Annotated in this window: 16 protein-coding genes; 9 read left to right on the forward strand and 7 right to left on the reverse strand. The window is 71.7% G+C overall.

The features are described from left to right. Nucleotides 1–79 precede the first annotated feature (79 nt). The gene (locus tag HEP81_RS06095) at nt 80–751 is read right to left on the reverse strand and encodes an MmyB family transcriptional regulator (RefSeq protein ID WP_037659676.1); all 672 of its coding nucleotides are present in this window, start codon (nt 749–751) and stop codon (nt 80–82) included. Nucleotides 752–1,012: 261 nt separating this feature from the next. Between HEP81_RS06095 and HEP81_RS06100 the strand changes: the two genes are divergently transcribed. Continuing rightward, nucleotides 1,013–1,669 (forward strand): helix-turn-helix domain-containing protein, encoded by a 657-nt coding sequence (locus HEP81_RS06100; RefSeq protein ID WP_037659679.1) that lies wholly within the window; start codon nt 1,013–1,015, stop codon nt 1,667–1,669. 119 nt (nt 1,670–1,788) lie between these two features. Continuing rightward, entirely contained in the window at nt 1,789–2,019 is a 231-nt protein-coding gene (locus HEP81_RS06105) for a hypothetical protein (RefSeq protein WP_037659682.1), read from the forward strand. Between the two features lie 106 nt (nt 2,020–2,125). Here HEP81_RS06105 and HEP81_RS06110 read toward each other — a convergent pair whose 3' ends face one another. The 3 genes from HEP81_RS06110 to HEP81_RS06120 all read right to left on the reverse strand — a co-directional run bounded on the left by HEP81_RS06110 (nt 2,126) and on the right by HEP81_RS06120 (nt 5,086). Continuing rightward, a complete protein-coding gene (locus HEP81_RS06110; protein WP_037659685.1) occupies nt 2,126–2,809 on the reverse strand; it encodes a 4'-phosphopantetheinyl transferase family protein in 684 nt (227 codons plus the stop codon). Beyond that, entirely contained in the window at nt 2,757–3,665 is a 909-nt protein-coding gene (locus tag HEP81_RS06115; protein WP_037659687.1) for a metallophosphoesterase family protein, read from the reverse strand. Before HEP81_RS06115 ends, HEP81_RS06110 begins: the two co-directional genes overlap by 53 nt. Before the next feature lie 83 nt (nt 3,666–3,748). Further along, nucleotides 3,749–5,086: a 6-phospho-beta-glucosidase gene (locus tag HEP81_RS06120; RefSeq protein ID WP_037659692.1), complete on the reverse strand. Its 1,338-nt coding sequence runs from the start codon at nt 5,084–5,086 to the stop codon at nt 3,749–3,751. A 244-nt stretch (nt 5,087–5,330) separates the two neighbouring features. Here HEP81_RS06120 and HEP81_RS06125 point away from each other — a divergent pair, with 244 nt between their 5' ends. The 3 genes from HEP81_RS06125 to HEP81_RS06135 all read left to right on the forward strand — a co-directional run bounded on the left by HEP81_RS06125 (nt 5,331) and on the right by HEP81_RS06135 (nt 8,241). Continuing rightward, nucleotides 5,331–6,173 (forward strand): hypothetical protein, encoded by an 843-nt coding sequence (locus HEP81_RS06125; protein ID WP_037659695.1) that lies wholly within the window; start codon nt 5,331–5,333, stop codon nt 6,171–6,173. 228 nt (nt 6,174–6,401) lie between these two features. Next, entirely contained in the window at nt 6,402–7,811 is a 1,410-nt protein-coding gene (locus tag HEP81_RS06130) for a glycoside hydrolase family 16 protein (RefSeq protein ID WP_037659696.1), read from the forward strand. Nucleotides 7,812–7,842: 31 nt separating this feature from the next. Beyond that, a complete protein-coding gene (locus HEP81_RS06135) occupies nt 7,843–8,241 on the forward strand; it encodes a hypothetical protein (RefSeq protein ID WP_051850426.1) in 399 nt (132 codons plus the stop codon). Here the strand turns inward: HEP81_RS06135 and HEP81_RS06140 are convergent. From HEP81_RS06140 to HEP81_RS06150, 3 genes are read right to left on the reverse strand one after another with little or no spacing between them, the layout of a single operon-like run. Continuing rightward, complete coding sequence (locus HEP81_RS06140) at nt 8,232–8,597, reverse strand: MerR family transcriptional regulator (RefSeq protein ID WP_037659700.1); 366 nt, start codon at nt 8,595–8,597, stop codon at nt 8,232–8,234. The genes HEP81_RS06135 and HEP81_RS06140 overlap by 10 nt on opposite strands. Before the next feature lie 52 nt (nt 8,598–8,649). Further along, on the reverse strand, nt 8,650–9,603 hold the full coding sequence (locus HEP81_RS06145) for an aldo/keto reductase (protein ID WP_243279297.1): 954 nt from the start codon (nt 9,601–9,603) through the stop codon (nt 8,650–8,652). A gap of 50 nt (nt 9,604–9,653) precedes the next feature. Continuing rightward, the gene (locus HEP81_RS06150; protein ID WP_037659702.1) at nt 9,654–10,556 is read right to left on the reverse strand and encodes a helix-turn-helix domain-containing protein; all 903 of its coding nucleotides are present in this window, start codon (nt 10,554–10,556) and stop codon (nt 9,654–9,656) included. Between the two features lie 146 nt (nt 10,557–10,702). Between HEP81_RS06150 and tkt the strand changes: the two genes are divergently transcribed. Genes tkt through opcA form a run of 4 tightly spaced genes read left to right on the forward strand, consistent with a single transcriptional unit; the run spans nt 10,703 to nt 16,449 of the window. Next, nucleotides 10,703–12,778, forward strand: coding sequence for a transketolase (tkt, locus tag HEP81_RS06155; RefSeq protein ID WP_037659704.1), 2,076 nt, complete (start codon nt 10,703–10,705; stop codon nt 12,776–12,778). Nucleotides 12,779–12,797: 19 nt separating this feature from the next. Further along, nucleotides 12,798–13,943 carry a transaldolase gene (tal, locus tag HEP81_RS06160; RefSeq protein WP_037659708.1) on the forward strand — a complete coding sequence of 382 codons (1,146 nt, stop codon included), beginning with the start codon at nt 12,798–12,800 and terminating at the stop codon, nt 13,941–13,943. Continuing rightward, complete coding sequence (gene zwf / locus HEP81_RS06165) at nt 13,940–15,526, forward strand: glucose-6-phosphate dehydrogenase (RefSeq protein WP_190275951.1); 1,587 nt, start codon at nt 13,940–13,942, stop codon at nt 15,524–15,526. Before tal ends, zwf begins: the two co-directional genes overlap by 4 nt. Beyond that, a complete protein-coding gene (gene opcA / locus HEP81_RS06170; protein ID WP_093679015.1) occupies nt 15,523–16,449 on the forward strand; it encodes a glucose-6-phosphate dehydrogenase assembly protein OpcA in 927 nt (308 codons plus the stop codon). The genes zwf and opcA overlap by 4 nt, the downstream gene beginning before the upstream one ends.

Genomic DNA, 16,449 nt, shown 5'->3' on the forward strand with positions numbered 1-16,449 from the left:
GCGCCGAGTGTTCCAAGCCCGGCGAACGTCAGGGAAGGGTGAGATGACGCCGATGTGAAAGTACGGCTGGCGAAGGGTGTCAGCCCTCGGGGGGCGGGACCACCGTCAGATGCGCCGGCACGGCGCGCTGTCTGCGCGGGCGCCGGACCGGCGCGGCGGCGCCGCGGGAGTCGCGCGGGACCAGGGTCAGGCGCCGGCAGCCCAGTTCGCGCAGGGCCTGGGGTGTCTCGTCCACGATGCGGCACTCGGTGGGGCCCCGGCGCGGATCGGGGTGCAGCAGCAGCCGTACGGCCCCGTCGAGCCGGGTGCCGCGCTCGCCGACGGCCCGGATCCAGTGCGGCAGGCCCTGCCGGTAGGCGGCGTCCATGAGCGGGTCCTGCATGATCTCCCGGCGGATGGCCTGGAGTTCGGGATCATGGCCGTAGGCGTCCATGGCTCCCTTGAACTGCGCCAGCATGGGCAGGCACCAGCCCGCCTCGTGGTCGCCGAGGACGAGCCCGGCGTCCGGGTGGAACAGCACGAACCGCAGGAAGTTGTCCCCGGGCATGGCCGTGGGGTGCGGGCGCGCCCCGCCGAAGAGCGTGGCGTAGGCGTCATTGGCCAGCACCACGTCCCAGCGGTGGTCCACCACCAGGGACGGGAAGGGCACGGCGTCCAGCAGCACGCCGTAGTCCTGTAGATACGACTGGGTCTCGGAGGTCTCGGGGACGGGCCGCGGCGCCGGCCACTGCCCTCCTGCCTGATGTGCCATCGGGAGGTCACCCCTCTTGCCTCTGCGGCCTTCACGCGGCGATGCGATCCTGCTTCCCCACGAGGAGTGATGTCAACTATCGTGGCATTCCACGCCGGTTGACGGCTGAAATTCGCCACAGTTGTGGCGACACCTGGATGTGGGTTCACGGCACGGGCTAATCTCCGGGAAGTTCACGGCGACCGCCGGTCCTGGTACCGAGCATGCGGGATGCACGGACGCACCTGTTGCCCTTGCTTGAGAGACGTAGGAGTTCTGTCGGTGACGGATGGCTACGAGGATCCGGGCGCCGCGGCGACCGCCCAGCTGCCGGCCGTCGTCGCCCGCGTCACCGCGCTCGCCGAGCGCCTCGGGGTGACCCAGGCCGAGGTCTTCGACATCGCGCGGCTCTCGGTCGCCTGCGGGGTGCCCGAGCCGGTGGTCAAGGCGCTGCTCAGTGGGCGTCCGGCGGGTGAACCCGACGTCCAGGCGCGCTTTTTGCAGCGTCTCGGGCTGCTGCGGCGCACCCGGCTGAAGCCGAACGGGCGCAAGTACACCCAGCAGGAGATCGCCGACGGCGCGGGCATGTCCCGGCAGCAGGCCGGTGCCCTGATCAACGGCGACCGGCGGCCCACCATGGAGCACTGCGACGCGTTGCAGCGCTTCTTCCGGGTGCACGCCGGGTTTCTGACGGCGGAGGACCCGGAGGCACTGGCGGGCGCGCTCCAGCGCACCGAGCAGGAGCTGCTCCAGAAGCTGGCCGACCGGGAGCGGGCCGCGGCCGGGCCCGCCGAGGATCCGCTGGAACGGCTGCTCCAGGACCACGGGGTGCGCGGAATCGCCTGGCGGGCCGCGCAGTTGCCGACCGACCAGCACCGGGACAAGGTCGCGGAATGGCTGGACATGCTCCTGGAGAGCGTGAAGCGGCCGGAGGCCTGACGGCGCCCGGGACACAGGTCGAGGTGCGGTTTCGCCCGATTGTCAGTGGTGGGCGGCAAGCTGGTGTGCGTGCGCCGCAGCGCGCGTGACCATGACGCCTACTCGGGGAGAGCCGACCGATGCCCACCGCCGTACTGACCGATCATGAGCGCACCGCCGTCCAGGCCTACTTGCGGCTGCTGCACACGGTGCGCGCCGCCTTCGACGGTCCACCGGAGGGGGCGCCGCCCGCCCTGGTGCCGCCGTCCGTGCTCGCCGAGGCGGAGACGGCCCTGACCCGGGCGGGCCTCGCGGGCAATGAGGAGGAGTTCTTCCGGATGCTGGGCGAGTGGTGCCCGTCGGCCGGCTGAAGGGGCGGCGGCGGACCGGTCCTGGGGACGCGGGACCGCCGTAAGGGTGATCGCCGTAGCGGTGATCGTCGGGCGCCCGTGCTCGTCAGCCGGGCGCCCGGGGCCGTCAGGCGGGGTGCGGGATGACGATCGTGGTGGTCACCAGGGCGTCCCGGGCGGCCCAGCGGCCGTCGAGGACCTGGAGGCGGTGGCCGCCGACGAGGGGGCCGGGGACCAGGAGTTCGGCGTGCAGGGTTCCGTGCGGGGCGCCGTCGGGGGACGGGCACAGGGTGATGTCGGCCTCGGAGAAGTCCAGCCACTTGCGGGTGAGCGGGAACCACGCCTTGTACACCGACTCCTTGGCGCTGAACAGGATCCGGTCCCAGTGCACGGCGGGCCGCTGCTCGGCGAGGCGCGCAAGGCGTGCCGTCTCGGCGGGCAGGAAGACGGAGGGGCCGACGCCGTCGGGCAGCGGGCCGTGCGGTTCGGCGTCGATGCCCAGCGAGACGAGGTCGGTGGTGCGGACCAGCGCGGCGGCGCAGTAGCCGTCGCAGTGGGTCATGCTGCCGACGATGCCCGCGGGCCATTGCGGGGCGCCCCGCTCGCCGCTGACCACGGGCCTGGGCGGGATGCCCAGCTTCTCCATGGCACGCCGGGCGCAGCCGCGCACGGCGGCGAACTCACGGCGCCGCTTGGCAACGGCACGCGCGACCAGCACCTCTTCCTCCGGGTGGAGGGGGGTGTCCCACAGCGGGTCGTCACGAAGTGCCTCCACGGCCACGACCGACTCCGGGAGCAGCTCCTCGATCACCGGCTTCCACCTCCTCCATCGGCAGGATGCGGCGCGCCGTGCCCGGCTTCTGCGAACGCTTGCGCCACTCACGGGGGTAGCCGACGGAGACCTCGGTGAAGCGGACTCCGTCGTGCCAGGTGGTGCGGGGGATGTGCAGATGGCCGTAGACCATGGTGGCGACGCGGAACCGGCGGTGCCAGTCGGCGGTCAGCTCGGTGCCGCACCACATGGCGAACTCGGGGTGCCACAGCACCTCGGTGGGGTGCCGGTGCAGCGGGTAGTGGTTGGCCAGCACGGTCGGCAGGTCGGCGGGCAGCGCCGCGAGCCGCTCCTCGGTCCGTGCCACCCGCTCGCGGCACCAGGCCTCGCGGCTCGGGTACGGGTCGGGGTGCAGCAGGTACTCGTCGTTGCAGACGATGCCGGTGCTCTCGGCGTAGGCGAGGCCCTCGGCCTTGGTGGCGCAGCCGGCGGGCAGGAAGCTGTAGTCGTAGCCGAGGAACAGCGGGGCGACGGCGACCGGGCCGCCGGGGCCCTGCCACACCGGGTAGGGGTCCTCGGGGGTGAGGACGCCGAGTTCGCGGCAGACCTGGACCAGATGCTCGTAGCGGGCGACGCCGCGCAGTTGTACGGGGTCCTTCGGGTGGGTCCACAGGTCGTGGTTGCCCGGGGTCCACAGGACCTTGCGGAAGCGGGCCGCGAGGGTGGCGAGGGTCCAGCGGATGTCCTCCACCGTCTCCGCGATGTCGCCCGCGACGATCAGCCAGTCCTCCTCGCCCGTCGGGTGCAGCTGCTCCACGAGCGCCCGGTTCTCCGGGTAGGAGATGTGCAGATCGCTGATGGCCAGCAACTGGCCGGGACCGGCCGTCGGCTCCACCCCGTGTTCCCCTTCCCATCAGCGGTTTGTCTGCTCCACAAGAACATACTTGGGTGCGGCGTTCAAGTGCCTCTTGAGCCGGTCTACTTGAGGTAGGCGAGGCCCGGATGGACCGCGAGATAGCCGTCCGTCAGCCGGCGCGCCACGTTCACCGAGTCGACCAGGGGGTGCAGGGCGAACGCCTTGAGCGCGGTGGTCCGGGAACCGGACTCGGCGGCGGCGAGGACCTCGCGTTCCACCGCCTTGACCGAGGAGACCAGGCCCGTGGCGTGGTCCGGCAGCGGGGCGGTGGCCAGGGGGTGGGCGCCGTTGGCGTCCACCAGGCAGGGGACCTCGATGACCGCGTCGGCGTCCAGGTCCGGCAGGGTGCCCTGGTTGCGGACATTGAGGATGAGGGTCGTACGGGCGTCGCGGGCGATGGCGCGCATCAGGGCGAGGGCCACCTTCTCGTAGCCGCCGGAGAGGTCCTCCTCCTCACGTTCGCCGGCGCCCGCGGTCTCCCGGTTCTCCGCCATGTACGTCGCCTCGCGCTCGGCGCGGGTGCGGTCCCAGGCGCCCAGCGCGGAGACGTCCGGGCGCCCGGCCTCGGCGTAGAAGCGGGCCTGCTGGTCGCGCAGGAAGGCGCCGCGGGTCGCCTCGGCCTCCTGGTAGGCGCGGACGGACTCGCGGTTGAAGTAGTAGTAGTGCAGGTACTCGTTGGGGATCGCGCCGAGCGCGCTCAGCCAGTCGGGGCCGAAGAGCCTGCCCTCCTCGAAGGAGCCGAGCAGCGCGGGATCGGCGAGCAGCCGGGGCAGTTCGTCGCGTCCGGCGACGCGCAGGCCGCGGACCCAGCCGAGGTGGTTGAGCCCGACGTAGTCCACGAAGGCGTCCTCCGGATCGGCGCCGAGGACGCGGGCGACCCGTCGGCCGAGGCCGACCGGGGAGTCGCAGATGCCGATGACCCGGTCGCCCAGGTGCCGGGACATCGCCTCGGTGACCAGACCGGCCGGGTTGGTGAAGTTGATCACCCAGGCGTCGGGGGCGAGGCGGGCCACCCGGCGGGCGATGTCGGTGGCGACGGGCACGGTGCGCAGCCCGTAGGCGATGCCGCCCGCGCCGACCGTCTCCTGCCCGAGCACACCCTCGGCCAGCGCGACCCGCTCGTCCTGCGCCCGGCCGTCGAGGCCGCCGACGCGGATCGCGGAGAAGACGAAGTCGGCGCCGCGCAGGGCCTCGTCGAGATCCGTGGTGGTGCTCACCCGGGGCGCGTCGGGGCTCTCGGCGGCCTGCTCGGCCAGGACCCGGGAGACCGCGTGCAGCCGGCCGGCGTCCAGGTCGTGCAGGACGACCTCGGTCACCCGGCCCGGGGCGCGGTCGGCCAGCAGCGCGCCGTACACGAGCGGCACGCGGAAGCCGCCACCGCCCAGGATCGTCAGCCTCACGTCACCACGCACCTTTCCCGAGCCCCGAGACCCCTGCCACGGCACATCATCCCCGCGCGCGGCCTCCCGGCGCACATTCCGGGGCCCCTCGCTTCCTTGCCGGTCCTTCGAAGGCACCGGCCCGGCCCCGGAGACCACCGGGGCGTCGGCCGGAACCGGCACACCCGACGCGTCGCCGTCACCCGGTGGCCGCCGATCCGTGGTTGCATGCGAACCCCGACTCCACAGCTGTGACAGGAGCCTGATGAAGCGTCAACTCGCCGCGCTCACCGCACTGGTGGGCGCCGTCGTGTGTGCCGCCCCGAGCGCGTCGGCGGCCGAGCCGGACCGGTGGACGGCGGCCGGGACGTCGTACACCGACACCCTGGGCGGCGGCCAGGGCCTCGCCAGCCGGGCCGACGGCTCGCTGCTGCACCGCGGACTGCTGGACATCCCGCTGGATCTGCGGATCAAGGGCTGGAACCACGTGGGTGACCCGGACATCGCGCGCGGTTATGTCTTCGACGCCTACCAGGGCGCGGACACGGCCACGTCGAAGATGTACGCGGTGACGACACCGGACGGCAAGCGGTACGACTATGTGCACCCGCTGGATCCGGGCGAGAAGGTGAACAACTCCTTCGCCGCGGTCTCGCCCGACGGGCAGTGGATGGTCTCCGGTGAGTGGGAGGACCAGGACCGGCTCCAGGTGTTCCCCGCGCCGCTGCTCAACCCGGCCACCCCGCGCACCGGCGGGACGCTGGCCCAGGCCGGACAGATCAGCCTGGACAAGCCGGTGCGCGACATCCAGGGCTGCGACTTCGTGACCGCCACCCGGCTGGTGTGCGCCTCCGACGACGGCTCGGGCACGCTGTTCCCGCAGAGCAGGCCGCTCCTCCAGGTCGATCTGCCGCACCCGCTGGACGGCAAGCCGGTCACCGGCCGGGTGAGCAGCCTCTTCGGGCTCCCCCAGCAGAGCCTGTGCACGGGCACGTTCGAGGCCGAGGGCGTCGACTACGACCCGGGCACCGGCACCCTGCGCACCGAGGTGATCGCACCGGGCGTGTGCGCGGTGGTGACGACGGTGTACGCGTACCACCTGGACTAGGGCCTCTCGTCTGGATCACGCCGGGCTCGCGGGCCCCGGGGGCGGCGGTCGACCGGCGGCACCGGTCGACCGCCGCCGCCTACTTCAGTGGGTGAACTCGCCTTCCCCGCACGGACTTTCGCCGTTTCTTGTATTGACGGGACCGGAGCCGGGGAGCACATTGGCGACACCTTGAGAGCGCTCTCAAACACCCCCTCGTCCCCACTCCCCACTCCCCGAGAGGCCCCCATGAGTGATTCCTCCGGCACCCCCAGACCCCGTTCCCGCTCCGTGCGCCGCGCCCTCATTGCGGCCGTCGCGACGTTCGGCCTCGCCGCTGCCGTCGCCACCGCCGCCACCGGCCCCGCGGACGCCTCCGCCCCCGCGCCGCCCTCCGGCTGGTCGCAGGTGTTCCTCGACGACTTCGACGGGGCGGCCGGAAGCAGCGTCAACACCTCCAACTGGCAGTTCGACACCGGCACTTCGTACCCCGGCGGGGCCGGCAACTGGGGCACCGGCGAGGTCGAGTCGATGACGTCGAGCACCAGCAATGTCTCCCTGGACGGCAACGGCGATCTGCTCATCACCCCGCGCCGTGACGCGTCCGGCAACTGGACCTCCGGCCGGATCGAGACCACCCGCACCGACTTCCAGCCCCCGGCCGGCGGCAAGCTGCGCGTCGAGGCGCGCCTCCAGATGCCGAACGTGACCGGGGACGCGGCCGCCGGGTACTGGCCCGCGTTCTGGATGCTGGGCGCGCCCTTCCGCGGCAACTACCAGAACTGGCCCGGCGTCGGCGAGCTGGACATCATGGAGAACGTCCAGGGCCTGAACAAGACCTGGGCCACCATGCACTGCGGGACCAGCCCCGGCGGTCCCTGCAACGAGACCAGCGGCATCGGCAACTCGACCGCCTGTCCGAACACCACCTGCCAGTCGGGCTTCCACACCTACACCATGGAGTGGGACCGCTCGGTCAGCCCCGAGGCGATCCGCTTCTTCGTCGACGGCGTCAGCTACCAGACGGTCACGGCGAATCAGATGGACGCTGCCACCTGGACCAACGCCACGAACCACGGCTTCTTCGTCATCCTGAACGTGGCGATGGGCGGCGGCTTCCCGGGTGCCTTCGGCGGCGGCCCGACCGGCGCCACCGAGCCCGGCCACCCCATGGTCGTCGACTACGTCCAGGTGCTCCAGTCCTCGGGCGGCGGGGGCGGGGGCACCACTCCCCCGCCGACCGGCAACCGGGACGCGTACGGCCAGATCCAGGCGGAGTCGTACGACGGCCAGTCCGGTGTCGCCACCGAGACCACCACGGACACCGGCGGCGGACAGGACATGGGCTACCTCGCCAACGGCGACTGGGCGCTGTACAAGGGCGTGAACTTCGGCTCGACTCCGGCCACCCAGTTCTACGGCCGGGTGGCCAGCGGCGCGGGCGGCGGGGTCAGCGGCCTGGTGGAGGTGCGGCTGGACAGCCGTACGAACGCGCCGATCGGGAGCTTCGCGGTGGGCGACACCGGGGGCTGGCAGTCCTGGCGGACGGTTCCGGCCAACATCGGGTCCGTCACCGGCACGCACGACGTGTACCTCACGTTCAGCAGCGGGCAGCCGGCCGACTTCGTGAACGTCAACTGGTTCGGCTTCGGGCACTGATCCGCCGCGGGGACCGGGGTAGCTTTCCGGCATGTCGTCACCGCCGCCCCGGTTCCCGCCGTATCCGATCCGCGGTGTGCGCGTGCTGCACCAGAGACAGAACTGCGCGCCGCAGTTCGCGCTGATCGTGGTGGACTTCGAGCCCGCCGAGGCCGAGGGGGTCGCCTTCGAGGTGGCCGAGGGGCTGACGGTGGAGTACGAACCCGCCGACGAGCTGCCGCACTTCTTCGCCGCGGCCGCCGCGGGCATCCAGGAGCACCTGAGCCTGCCGGAGCACGGGGTCGTCGCGGCGGCCCGGGTGGTGCTGCGGCAGGCCCGCGCCGACACCTTCGGCTCCAGCCGGCCGGCGTTCAGGATCGCCGGATACCTCGCGGCCCGTGCGGCGCTGGCGCGGACGGTACGGGCCGAATCCTGCGAGACTCAGCTGTAGTAGGCGATCTTCTCGTCGAGCACCGCCATGGCCCGATGCAGCGCCGCCGCCCGTTCCGCCAGGGCGGCGCGGCGCTCGCGCAGGAAGGACACCCGGTCCTGCGGGGGCTGTTCGGCGCGCAGGAGGGCGACGAAGCCGCGCAGGTCCGCGATGCCGAGACCGGCTTCCCGGAAGCAGGTGACCAGGCCGACCCAGAAGACGTCGTCCTCGGTGTACTCCCGGCGGCCGCCCGCGGAGCGCCGGATCGGGCCGATGAGCCCTTCGCGCTCGTAGTAGCGCAGGGTGTCGAGGGAGACGCCGGTGCGGTCGGCCGCCTGCGCGGGAGAGAGGGCCGCGGTCGGGCCGCTCGGGGTCATGGGGGCTCCTTGGTCGCGGGGTTGGTGGGCGCGGGATTCGTGGGGGCGGCCGCTACCGTGCCGCCGCGAAGCGCGCCATGTGCTCGTCATCGAGCCGTACGTGGCGTGCGGCGAGGGCCTCCTCGGCATGGTCCGTCCGGCTCGCGCCGACGATGGGGTTGATCCCCTGCCGCATCAGCCAGGCGAGGACGACCTGGTTCCGGGTGGCCGAGAGTTCGTCGGCGACGGCGTCCAGGACGGCGAGGACCCGTTCGGTGCCGGGGTGATCATAGGTCGGCGGCAGCGGCTTGTCCGGGCGGGTGTACGAGCCCCACAGCAGCGAGCTGTACGACCACACCGTGAGCCCTTCCGCCGCCGCGAGGTCCAGGTCCTCGGCGGTGAGCATGCGGTGGCCGGCCTCGGCGACGGGGGTGAGCGGGCGTGGCTGGAGGAGCGAGTGCCGCAGTTGCAGGGCCGTCCAGGGGGCCACGCCTTGCTCCCGCGCGAGGGACCGGGCGCGCTCGACGCGCCAGGCGGTGTGGTTGGCCGCCCCGATCCGCAGGGCCACGCCCTCGCCGACCAGTTCACCGAAGGCGCCGACCGTCTCCTGAAGCGGCACGGCGCGGTCCTCGGCGTGCGCCCAGAGCAGATCGAGGTGATCGACGCCCAGGCGGCGCAGGCTCTCCTCGACGCCCTTGCGGACGGCGGGGGCGGAGAGCCCCTCCGCGCTCTGCGGCCAGGAACCCGGCACCAGCGGGTTCTGCCGGACCTTCGTCGCGATCCGTACCGCCTCGCGCGCTCCCGGGCGGGCCCGGAGCCAGGCGCCGATGACCCGTTCGCTGGCGCCGCCGACGCCCTCGGGATCGGCCCAGAAGGAGTAGCAGTTCGCGGTGTCGAGCCAGCGGCCGCCTGCGGAGACGAAGGAGTCGAGGACCGCGAAGGCCCGCTCGCGGTCGACGCGGGTTCCGAAGTCCATGGTGCCGAGGACGATCTGGGGAGGGGTGGTGTGCACCCGGCCGGTGTTCATGCGGCCCATGCTCGGATCTGGAGCGCGCTCCAGGTCAAGGGCCGTGGCGATTACCGTAGTTCGGCGCGGAAGGCCACCGGTGTTCGCCCGGTGTGCAGTTGGAAGAACTTGGAGAAGTTGGCCGCGTCCGGGAAACCGACGGCCGCGCCGACCCGGCCGATGGGCAGCTCGGTGTGGGCGAGGAGGCGTTTGGCCTCCAGGACGACGCGTTTGTCGATGAAGCCCTTGGGGGTCTCGCCGGTGGCGGCGCGGACGGCGCGGACCAGGGTGCGGCGGGAGTAACCGAGCGCGTCCGCGTAGGCGCTGACGCTGTGATTGGTGGCGAAGCCCTGCTCGACGGCGTCCCGGAACAGGGTGAAGGTGTTGTCCGACTGCTGCCGTGAGCCGGGCGCCGAGCTGGCGGCGAGGTGGGCGAGGCGCAGCAGGAACGCGCTCAGTTCGTGCCGCAGGACGGCGGCGTGCAGGCTCGGCGGGAGCGTCGTGGTGTCCTCGTACTCGCGGCGCAGCTGCTCCAGGGCCGCCCCGAGCGCTTCGAGCTGGGCCGCCCCGGGGTGCAGCAGCGGCGGCAGGTCGTAGCGGTACAGGCCGGTGGCCTCCACGGTGGCACGCGGCAGGAAGCCGGGCTGCATGGTCAGCACGGTTCCGCGGTACACGCACTCGCGGGAGAAGCGGTGGACCTGTCCGGGTCGTATCCACAGCAGGTCGCCGGCCGCGGCCTCGTACTCGGTGAAGTCGACCATATGGCGTACGGGGCCCTCGGTGAACAGCAGGACCACATGGAAGTCGATGCGGTGGACGCGGTCCAGCGGGATGTCGGCCCGCCAGCCGCGGCCGGCACCCATATGGCCGATCCGCATGCCGACACCGCCGACGGCCAGCTCGGTCGGGAAGGGGAGGGTTCGGATGCCGTCACCGACCGCCGCGGCGCCCTCTTGGGGCGTTGTGTCAGCCATGTCCTTTTCGTGCCGTCCCTGCTCCGCGCTCACTGTCCCAGATTCACCACAGGGTGACACATCCCGCCCTTCCGTCGAAAAAGTCAGACTTTTAAGTTTGAACGCGTCCGGCCAGCCCTTCCGCACTGAACGAGGACTTCTTGAAGATGAGCACGCAGACTTCCGGTGGCTTCGAGTGGACCGATCTCGACCGGCGGGCCGTGGACACCGCCCGCCTGCTGGCGGCCGACGCGGTGCAGAAGGTGGGCAACGGCCACCCGGGCACCGCGATGAGCCTGGCGCCTGCCGCGTACACGATCTTTCAGAAGGTGATGCGTCACGACCCGGCGGACCCGGAGTGGACCGGCCGTGACCGGTTCGTCCTCTCCCCCGGCCACACCTCGCTCACCCTGTACACCCAGCTGTTCCTGGCCGGGTACGAGCTGGAGCTGGACGATCTGAAGGCGTTCCGCACCCAGGGCTCGCGGACCCCGGGCCACCCCGAGTACGGGCACACCGCGGGCGTGGAGACCACCACCGGACCGCTCGGCCAGGGCGCCGCCAACGCGGTGGGCATGGCGATGGCCGCCCGCTACGAGCGCGGCCTGTTCGACCCCGAGGCCCCCGCGGGCACCTCTCCCTTCGACCACACCATCTGGGCGATCGTCTCCGACGGCGACCTGGAGGAGGGCATCTCCGCCGAGGCGTCCTCGCTCGCCGGCCACCAGAAGCTCGGCAACCTGGTCTTCCTGTACGACGACAACCACATCTCCATCGAGGGCGACACCGCGACCGCCTTCTCCGAGGACGTCCTGAAGCGGTACGAGGCGTACGGCTGGCACACCCAGCGCGTCGCGCCCACCGCCGACGGCGACGTGGACGTACCCGCCCTGTACGCGGCCCTCCAGGCCGCGCGGAACGAGACCGGGCGGCCCTCGATCATCGCGATGCGCACGATCATCGCCTGGCCCGCCCCGAACGCCCGTGACACCGAGGCCTCCCATGGCTCGGCGCTGGGCGCGGAGGAGATCGCGGCCACCAAGCGGCTCCTCGGCTTCGACCCTGAGCAGAACTTCCAGGTCGAGGACGCGGTCCTGAAGCACGCCCGGCGGGCCCTGGACCGGGGCGCCGAGGCGCACGCGGCCTGGGACAAGCGGATCGCCGAGTGGCGAGGCGCCGAGCCGGAGCGCGCCGCCCTCTTCGACCGGATCAGCCGGGGCGAGCTGCCCGCGGGCTGGGAGGACGCTCTGCCGGTGTTCGAGGAGGGCAGGTCGGTCGCCACCCGCGCCGCCTCCGGCAAGGTGCTCCAGTCGCTGGGCCCCGTGCTGCCGGAGCTGTGGGGCGGCTCCGCCGACCTCGCCGGCTCGAACAACACCGACATCGACAAGTCCAGCTCGTTTCTCCCCCACGGCAACCCGCTGCCGACGGCCGACCCCTATGGTCGTACCGTGCACTTCGGCATCCGCGAGTTCTCCATGGCGGCGGAGATGAACGGCATCGCCCTGCACGGCAACACCCGGATCTACGGCGGCACCTTCCTGGTGTTCTCCGACTACATGCGCAACGCGGTGCGGATGTCCGCGCTGATGCAGCTGCCGGTGACGTACATCTGGACGCACGACTCCATCGGCCTGGGCGAGGACGGCCCGACCCATCAGCCGGTCGAGCACCTGGCCTCGCTGCGGGCCGTCCCGGGTCTGAACGTCGTCCGCCCGGCGGACGCCAACGAGACCGTGATCGCCTGGGCCGAGATCCTGAAGAGGCACGCCACCAGCCCTGCTCCGCACGGGCTCGCGCTCACCCGCCAGGGCGTGCCGGTGTACGCGCCGAACGAGGACGCGGCCAAGGGCGGCTATGTGCTGCGCGAGTCCTCGACGGAGATCCCGGAGGTGATCATCATCGCGACGGGCTCCGAGGTGCAGCTCGCCGTGGCCGCGCGGGAGCTGCTGGAGGCCGAGGGCACCGGCACCCGGGTGGTCTCGATGCCGTCCGTGGAGTGGTTCGAGGAGCAGCCGCGCGCCTACCGCGAGCGGGTGCTGCCGCCGGCCGTGCGGGCCCGGGTGGCGGTGGAGGCCGGCATCGGGCTGACCTGGTACCGCTATGTGGGCGACGCGGGCCGGATCGTCTCCCTGGAGCACTTCGGCGCCTCCGCCGCCGCGGGGACCCTGTTCACCCAGTTCGGCTTCACCCCCGAGAACGTCGCCGCGACGGCCCGCGAGTCGCTCGCCGCCGCGCGCGTCTGACACCGACACACAAAGAAAGATGATCACTGTGACCGAAGCAATCGCGACCCCGGGAGCCCTCAAGCGCCTTGCCGACGAGGGTGTGTCCATCTGGCTGGACGACCTGTCGCGCAAGCGGATCACCTCGGGCAGCCTCGCCGACCTGGTGGCGAGCGGCAGCGCCGTCGGTGTCACCACCAACCCGTCGATCTTCCAGGCGGCCATAGGCTCCGGCGAGGGTTACGAGGAGCAGCTCACCGATCTGGCCGTACGCGGGGTGACGGTCGACGAGGCCGTGCGGATGATGACCACCGCCGACGTCCGCGACGCCGCCGACGTCCTGGACTCCGTGTACCGGGCGACGAACGGCCGCGACGGCCGGGTCTCCATCGAGGTCGACCCCCGTCTGGCGCATCGCACCGCGGCCACCGTCGCCGAGGCCAAGCAGCTGTTCTGGCTGGTCGACCGCCCCAACGTGATGATCAAGATCCCGGCGACCAAGGCGGGCCTGCCGGCCATCACCGAGGTCGTGGGGCTCGGCATCAGCGTCAATGTGACCCTGATCTTCTCCCTGGAGCGCTACCGCGAGGTCATGGCCGCCTACCTGGCCGGCCTGGAGAAGGCCCGCGAGCGCGGCATCGACCTGTCGACCATCCACTCGGTGGCGTCGTTCTTCGTCTCCCGGGTGGACTCCGAGATCGACAAGCGGCTGACCGCGCTGGGCACCGACGAGGCCCTCGCGCTCAAGGGCCGCGCGGCCCTCGCCAACGCGCGACTGGCCTACGAGGCGTACGAGGAGGTCTTCTCCTCGGACCGCTGGCTGGCGCTCGCCGGTGACAAGGCGAACAAGCAGCGTCCGCTGTGGGCGTCCACCGGCGTGAAGGATCCCGCGTACAAGGACACCCTGTATGTGGACGACCTCGTCGCGCCGGGCACGGTCAACACCATGCCGGAGGCCACCTTGAACGCCGTCGCCGACCACGGCGAGATCATCGGCGACACGGTGACCGGCGGCTATGCGCAGGCCCGTGCCGACCTCGGCGCGATCGAGCGGCTCGGCATCTCCTACGACGAGGTCGTCCAGCAGCTGGAGGACGAGGGCGTCGCCAAGTTCGAGACGGCCTGGCAGGACCTGCTGGACGCCGTGGCGAAGTCCCTGGAGAGCAAGGGAGTTGACGCGCGATGACCGAAAAAGCGAGCCCTGCCCCGGCGCCCGAGGAGGTGCGGGTGCCCCTCGCCCCTGCCGCCGACTGGGTGAACCCGCTGCGGGACACCCGGGACCGCCGCCTCCCGCGCATCGCGGGTCCCTCGGGTCTGGTCATCTTCGGGGTGACCGGTGACCTGTCCCGCAAGAAGCTGATGCCGGCCGTGTACGACCTGGCCAACCGCGGTCTGCTGCCGCCGGGCTTCTCCCTGGTGGGCTTCGCCCGCCGCGAGTGGGAGGACCAGGACTTCGCGCAGGTCGTCCACGACTCGGTGCGCGAGCACTCGCGCACCCCGTTCCGCGAGGAGGTGTGGCAGCAGCTCGCCGAGGGCATGCGCTTCATCCCCGGCGACTTCGACGACGACACCGCGTTCAAGCAGCTCAAGGACGCCGTGGAGGAGCTGGACGCCTCCCGCGGCACCGGCGGCAACTTCGCGTTCTATCTCTCGGTGCCGCCGAAGTTCTTCCCGAAGGTCGTGCAGCAGTTGAAGAAGCACGGCCTGGCGAGCCCGCCCGAGGGCTCCTGGCGGCGCGCGGTCATCGAGAAGCCGTTCGGCCACGACCTGGCCAGCGCCCGAGAGCTGAACGCTCTGGTGCACGATGTGTTCGAGCCGGACCAGGTGTTCCGCATCGACCACTACCTGGGCAAGGAGACGGTCCAGAACATCCTGGCGCTGCGCTTCGCCAACCAGATGTACGAGCCGATCTGGAACCGCAGTTACGTCGACCACGTCCAGATCACGATGGCCGAGGACATCGGCATCGGCGGCCGGGCCGGCTACTACGACGGCATCGGCGCCGCCCGTGACGTCATCCAGAACCACCTGCTCCAGCTGATGGCGCTCACCGCCATGGAGGAGCCCATCGCGTTCGACGCGGAGGCGCTGCTCACCGAGAAGCTGAAGGTGCTCAAGTCGGTACGGCTCCCGGACGACCTGGGCGACCACACCGTGCGGGCGCAGTACGCGGCCGGCTGGCAGGGCGGCGAGAAGGTCGTCGGCTACCTCGAAGAGGACGGCATCGACCCGGCGTCGAAGACCGACACCTTCGCCGCGATCAAGATCGGTATCGACAACCGCCGCTGGGCGGGCGTCCCGTTCTATCTGCGCACCGGCAAGCGGCTCGGGCGCCGGGTGACGGAGATCGCGGTGGTCTTCAAGCGGGCCCCGCACTCCCCGTTCGACTCCACCGCCACCGAGGAACTGGGCCAGAACGCGATCGTGATCCGCGTCCAGCCGGACGAGGGCATGACGGTCCGTTTCGGCTCCAAGGTGCCGGGCACCTCGATGGAGATCCGGGACGTGTCCATGGACTTCGCCTACGGCGAGTCGTTCACGGAGTCCAGCCCGGAGGCGTACGAGCGGCTCATCCTGGACGTGCTCCTGGGCGACGCCAACCTGTTCCCGCGTCACCAGGAAGTGGAAGAGTCCTGGAAGATCCTCGACCCGATCGAGCAGTACTGGGCGGCGCACGACCGTCCGGCACAGTACGCGTCGGGCAGCTGGGGACCGCGGGAAGCCGACGAGATGCTCGCACGAGACGGACGGAGCTGGCGCAGGCCATGAAGATCGACCTGACCGACACCACGGCAAGCAAGATCAACAAGGCGCTGGTGCAGGGCCGCCGAGCGATCGGCACCCCGGCCGTGGGCATGGTCCTGACGATGGTCATCGTCACGGACGAGGAGAACGCCTACGACTCGATGCGGGCCGCCGAGGAGGCCTCGCACGAGCACCCCTCGCGCACCCTGGTCGTCATCAAGCGGCACGCCCGCACCCTGCGCGACCGCACCCACTCGCGCCTGGACGCCGAGGTCCGGGTCGGCTCGGAGGCCGGCACCGGCGAGACGGTGGTGCTGCGCACCTACGGCGATGTCTCCGACCACGCCGACTCGGTGGTGCTGCCGCTGCTGCTGCCGGACGCCCCGGTCGTGGTGTGGTGGCCGGTGGACGCGCCCGACACCCCTTCCAAGGACCCGCTGGGCGCGCTCGCGCAGCGCCGGATCACCGATCTGTACGCGGTGGAGCGGCCGATGGAGGTCCTTCAGGCCCGCGCCCGCACCTACGCGCCCGGTGACACCGACCTCGCCTGGACCCGGCTGACGCTGTGGCGCTCGATGCTGGCCGCCGCGCTCGACCAGGCGCGGGCGAAGGTGACGTCGGCGGCCGTGGAGGCCGAGGCGGACAACCCCAGCGCCGAACTGCTGGCCCGCTGGCTGGAGGCACGGCTTGGGGTGAGCGTGGACCGCGTGGTCACCGAGGGTCCGGTGGTCACCGCCGTACGGCTGGGCACCCGCGACGGCGAGATCGTCGTGGACCGCCCCGAGGGCCCGCTCGCGACGCTCACCCTGCCGGGTCAGCCGCCGCGCACCCTCGCCCTGAAGGTCCGCTCCACCTCCGAACTCATCGCCGAGGAGCTGCGCCGCCTCGACGCCGACGAGATGTACGCCGTCGCCCTGCGGGGCGAGGCCGCCAAGGAGAACGCCTGA

Origin of the sequence: Streptomyces griseofuscus, from assembly GCF_014673495.1 — a bacterium.
Classification (GTDB): Bacteria; Actinomycetota; Actinomycetes; order Streptomycetales; family Streptomycetaceae; genus Streptomyces; species Streptomyces murinus.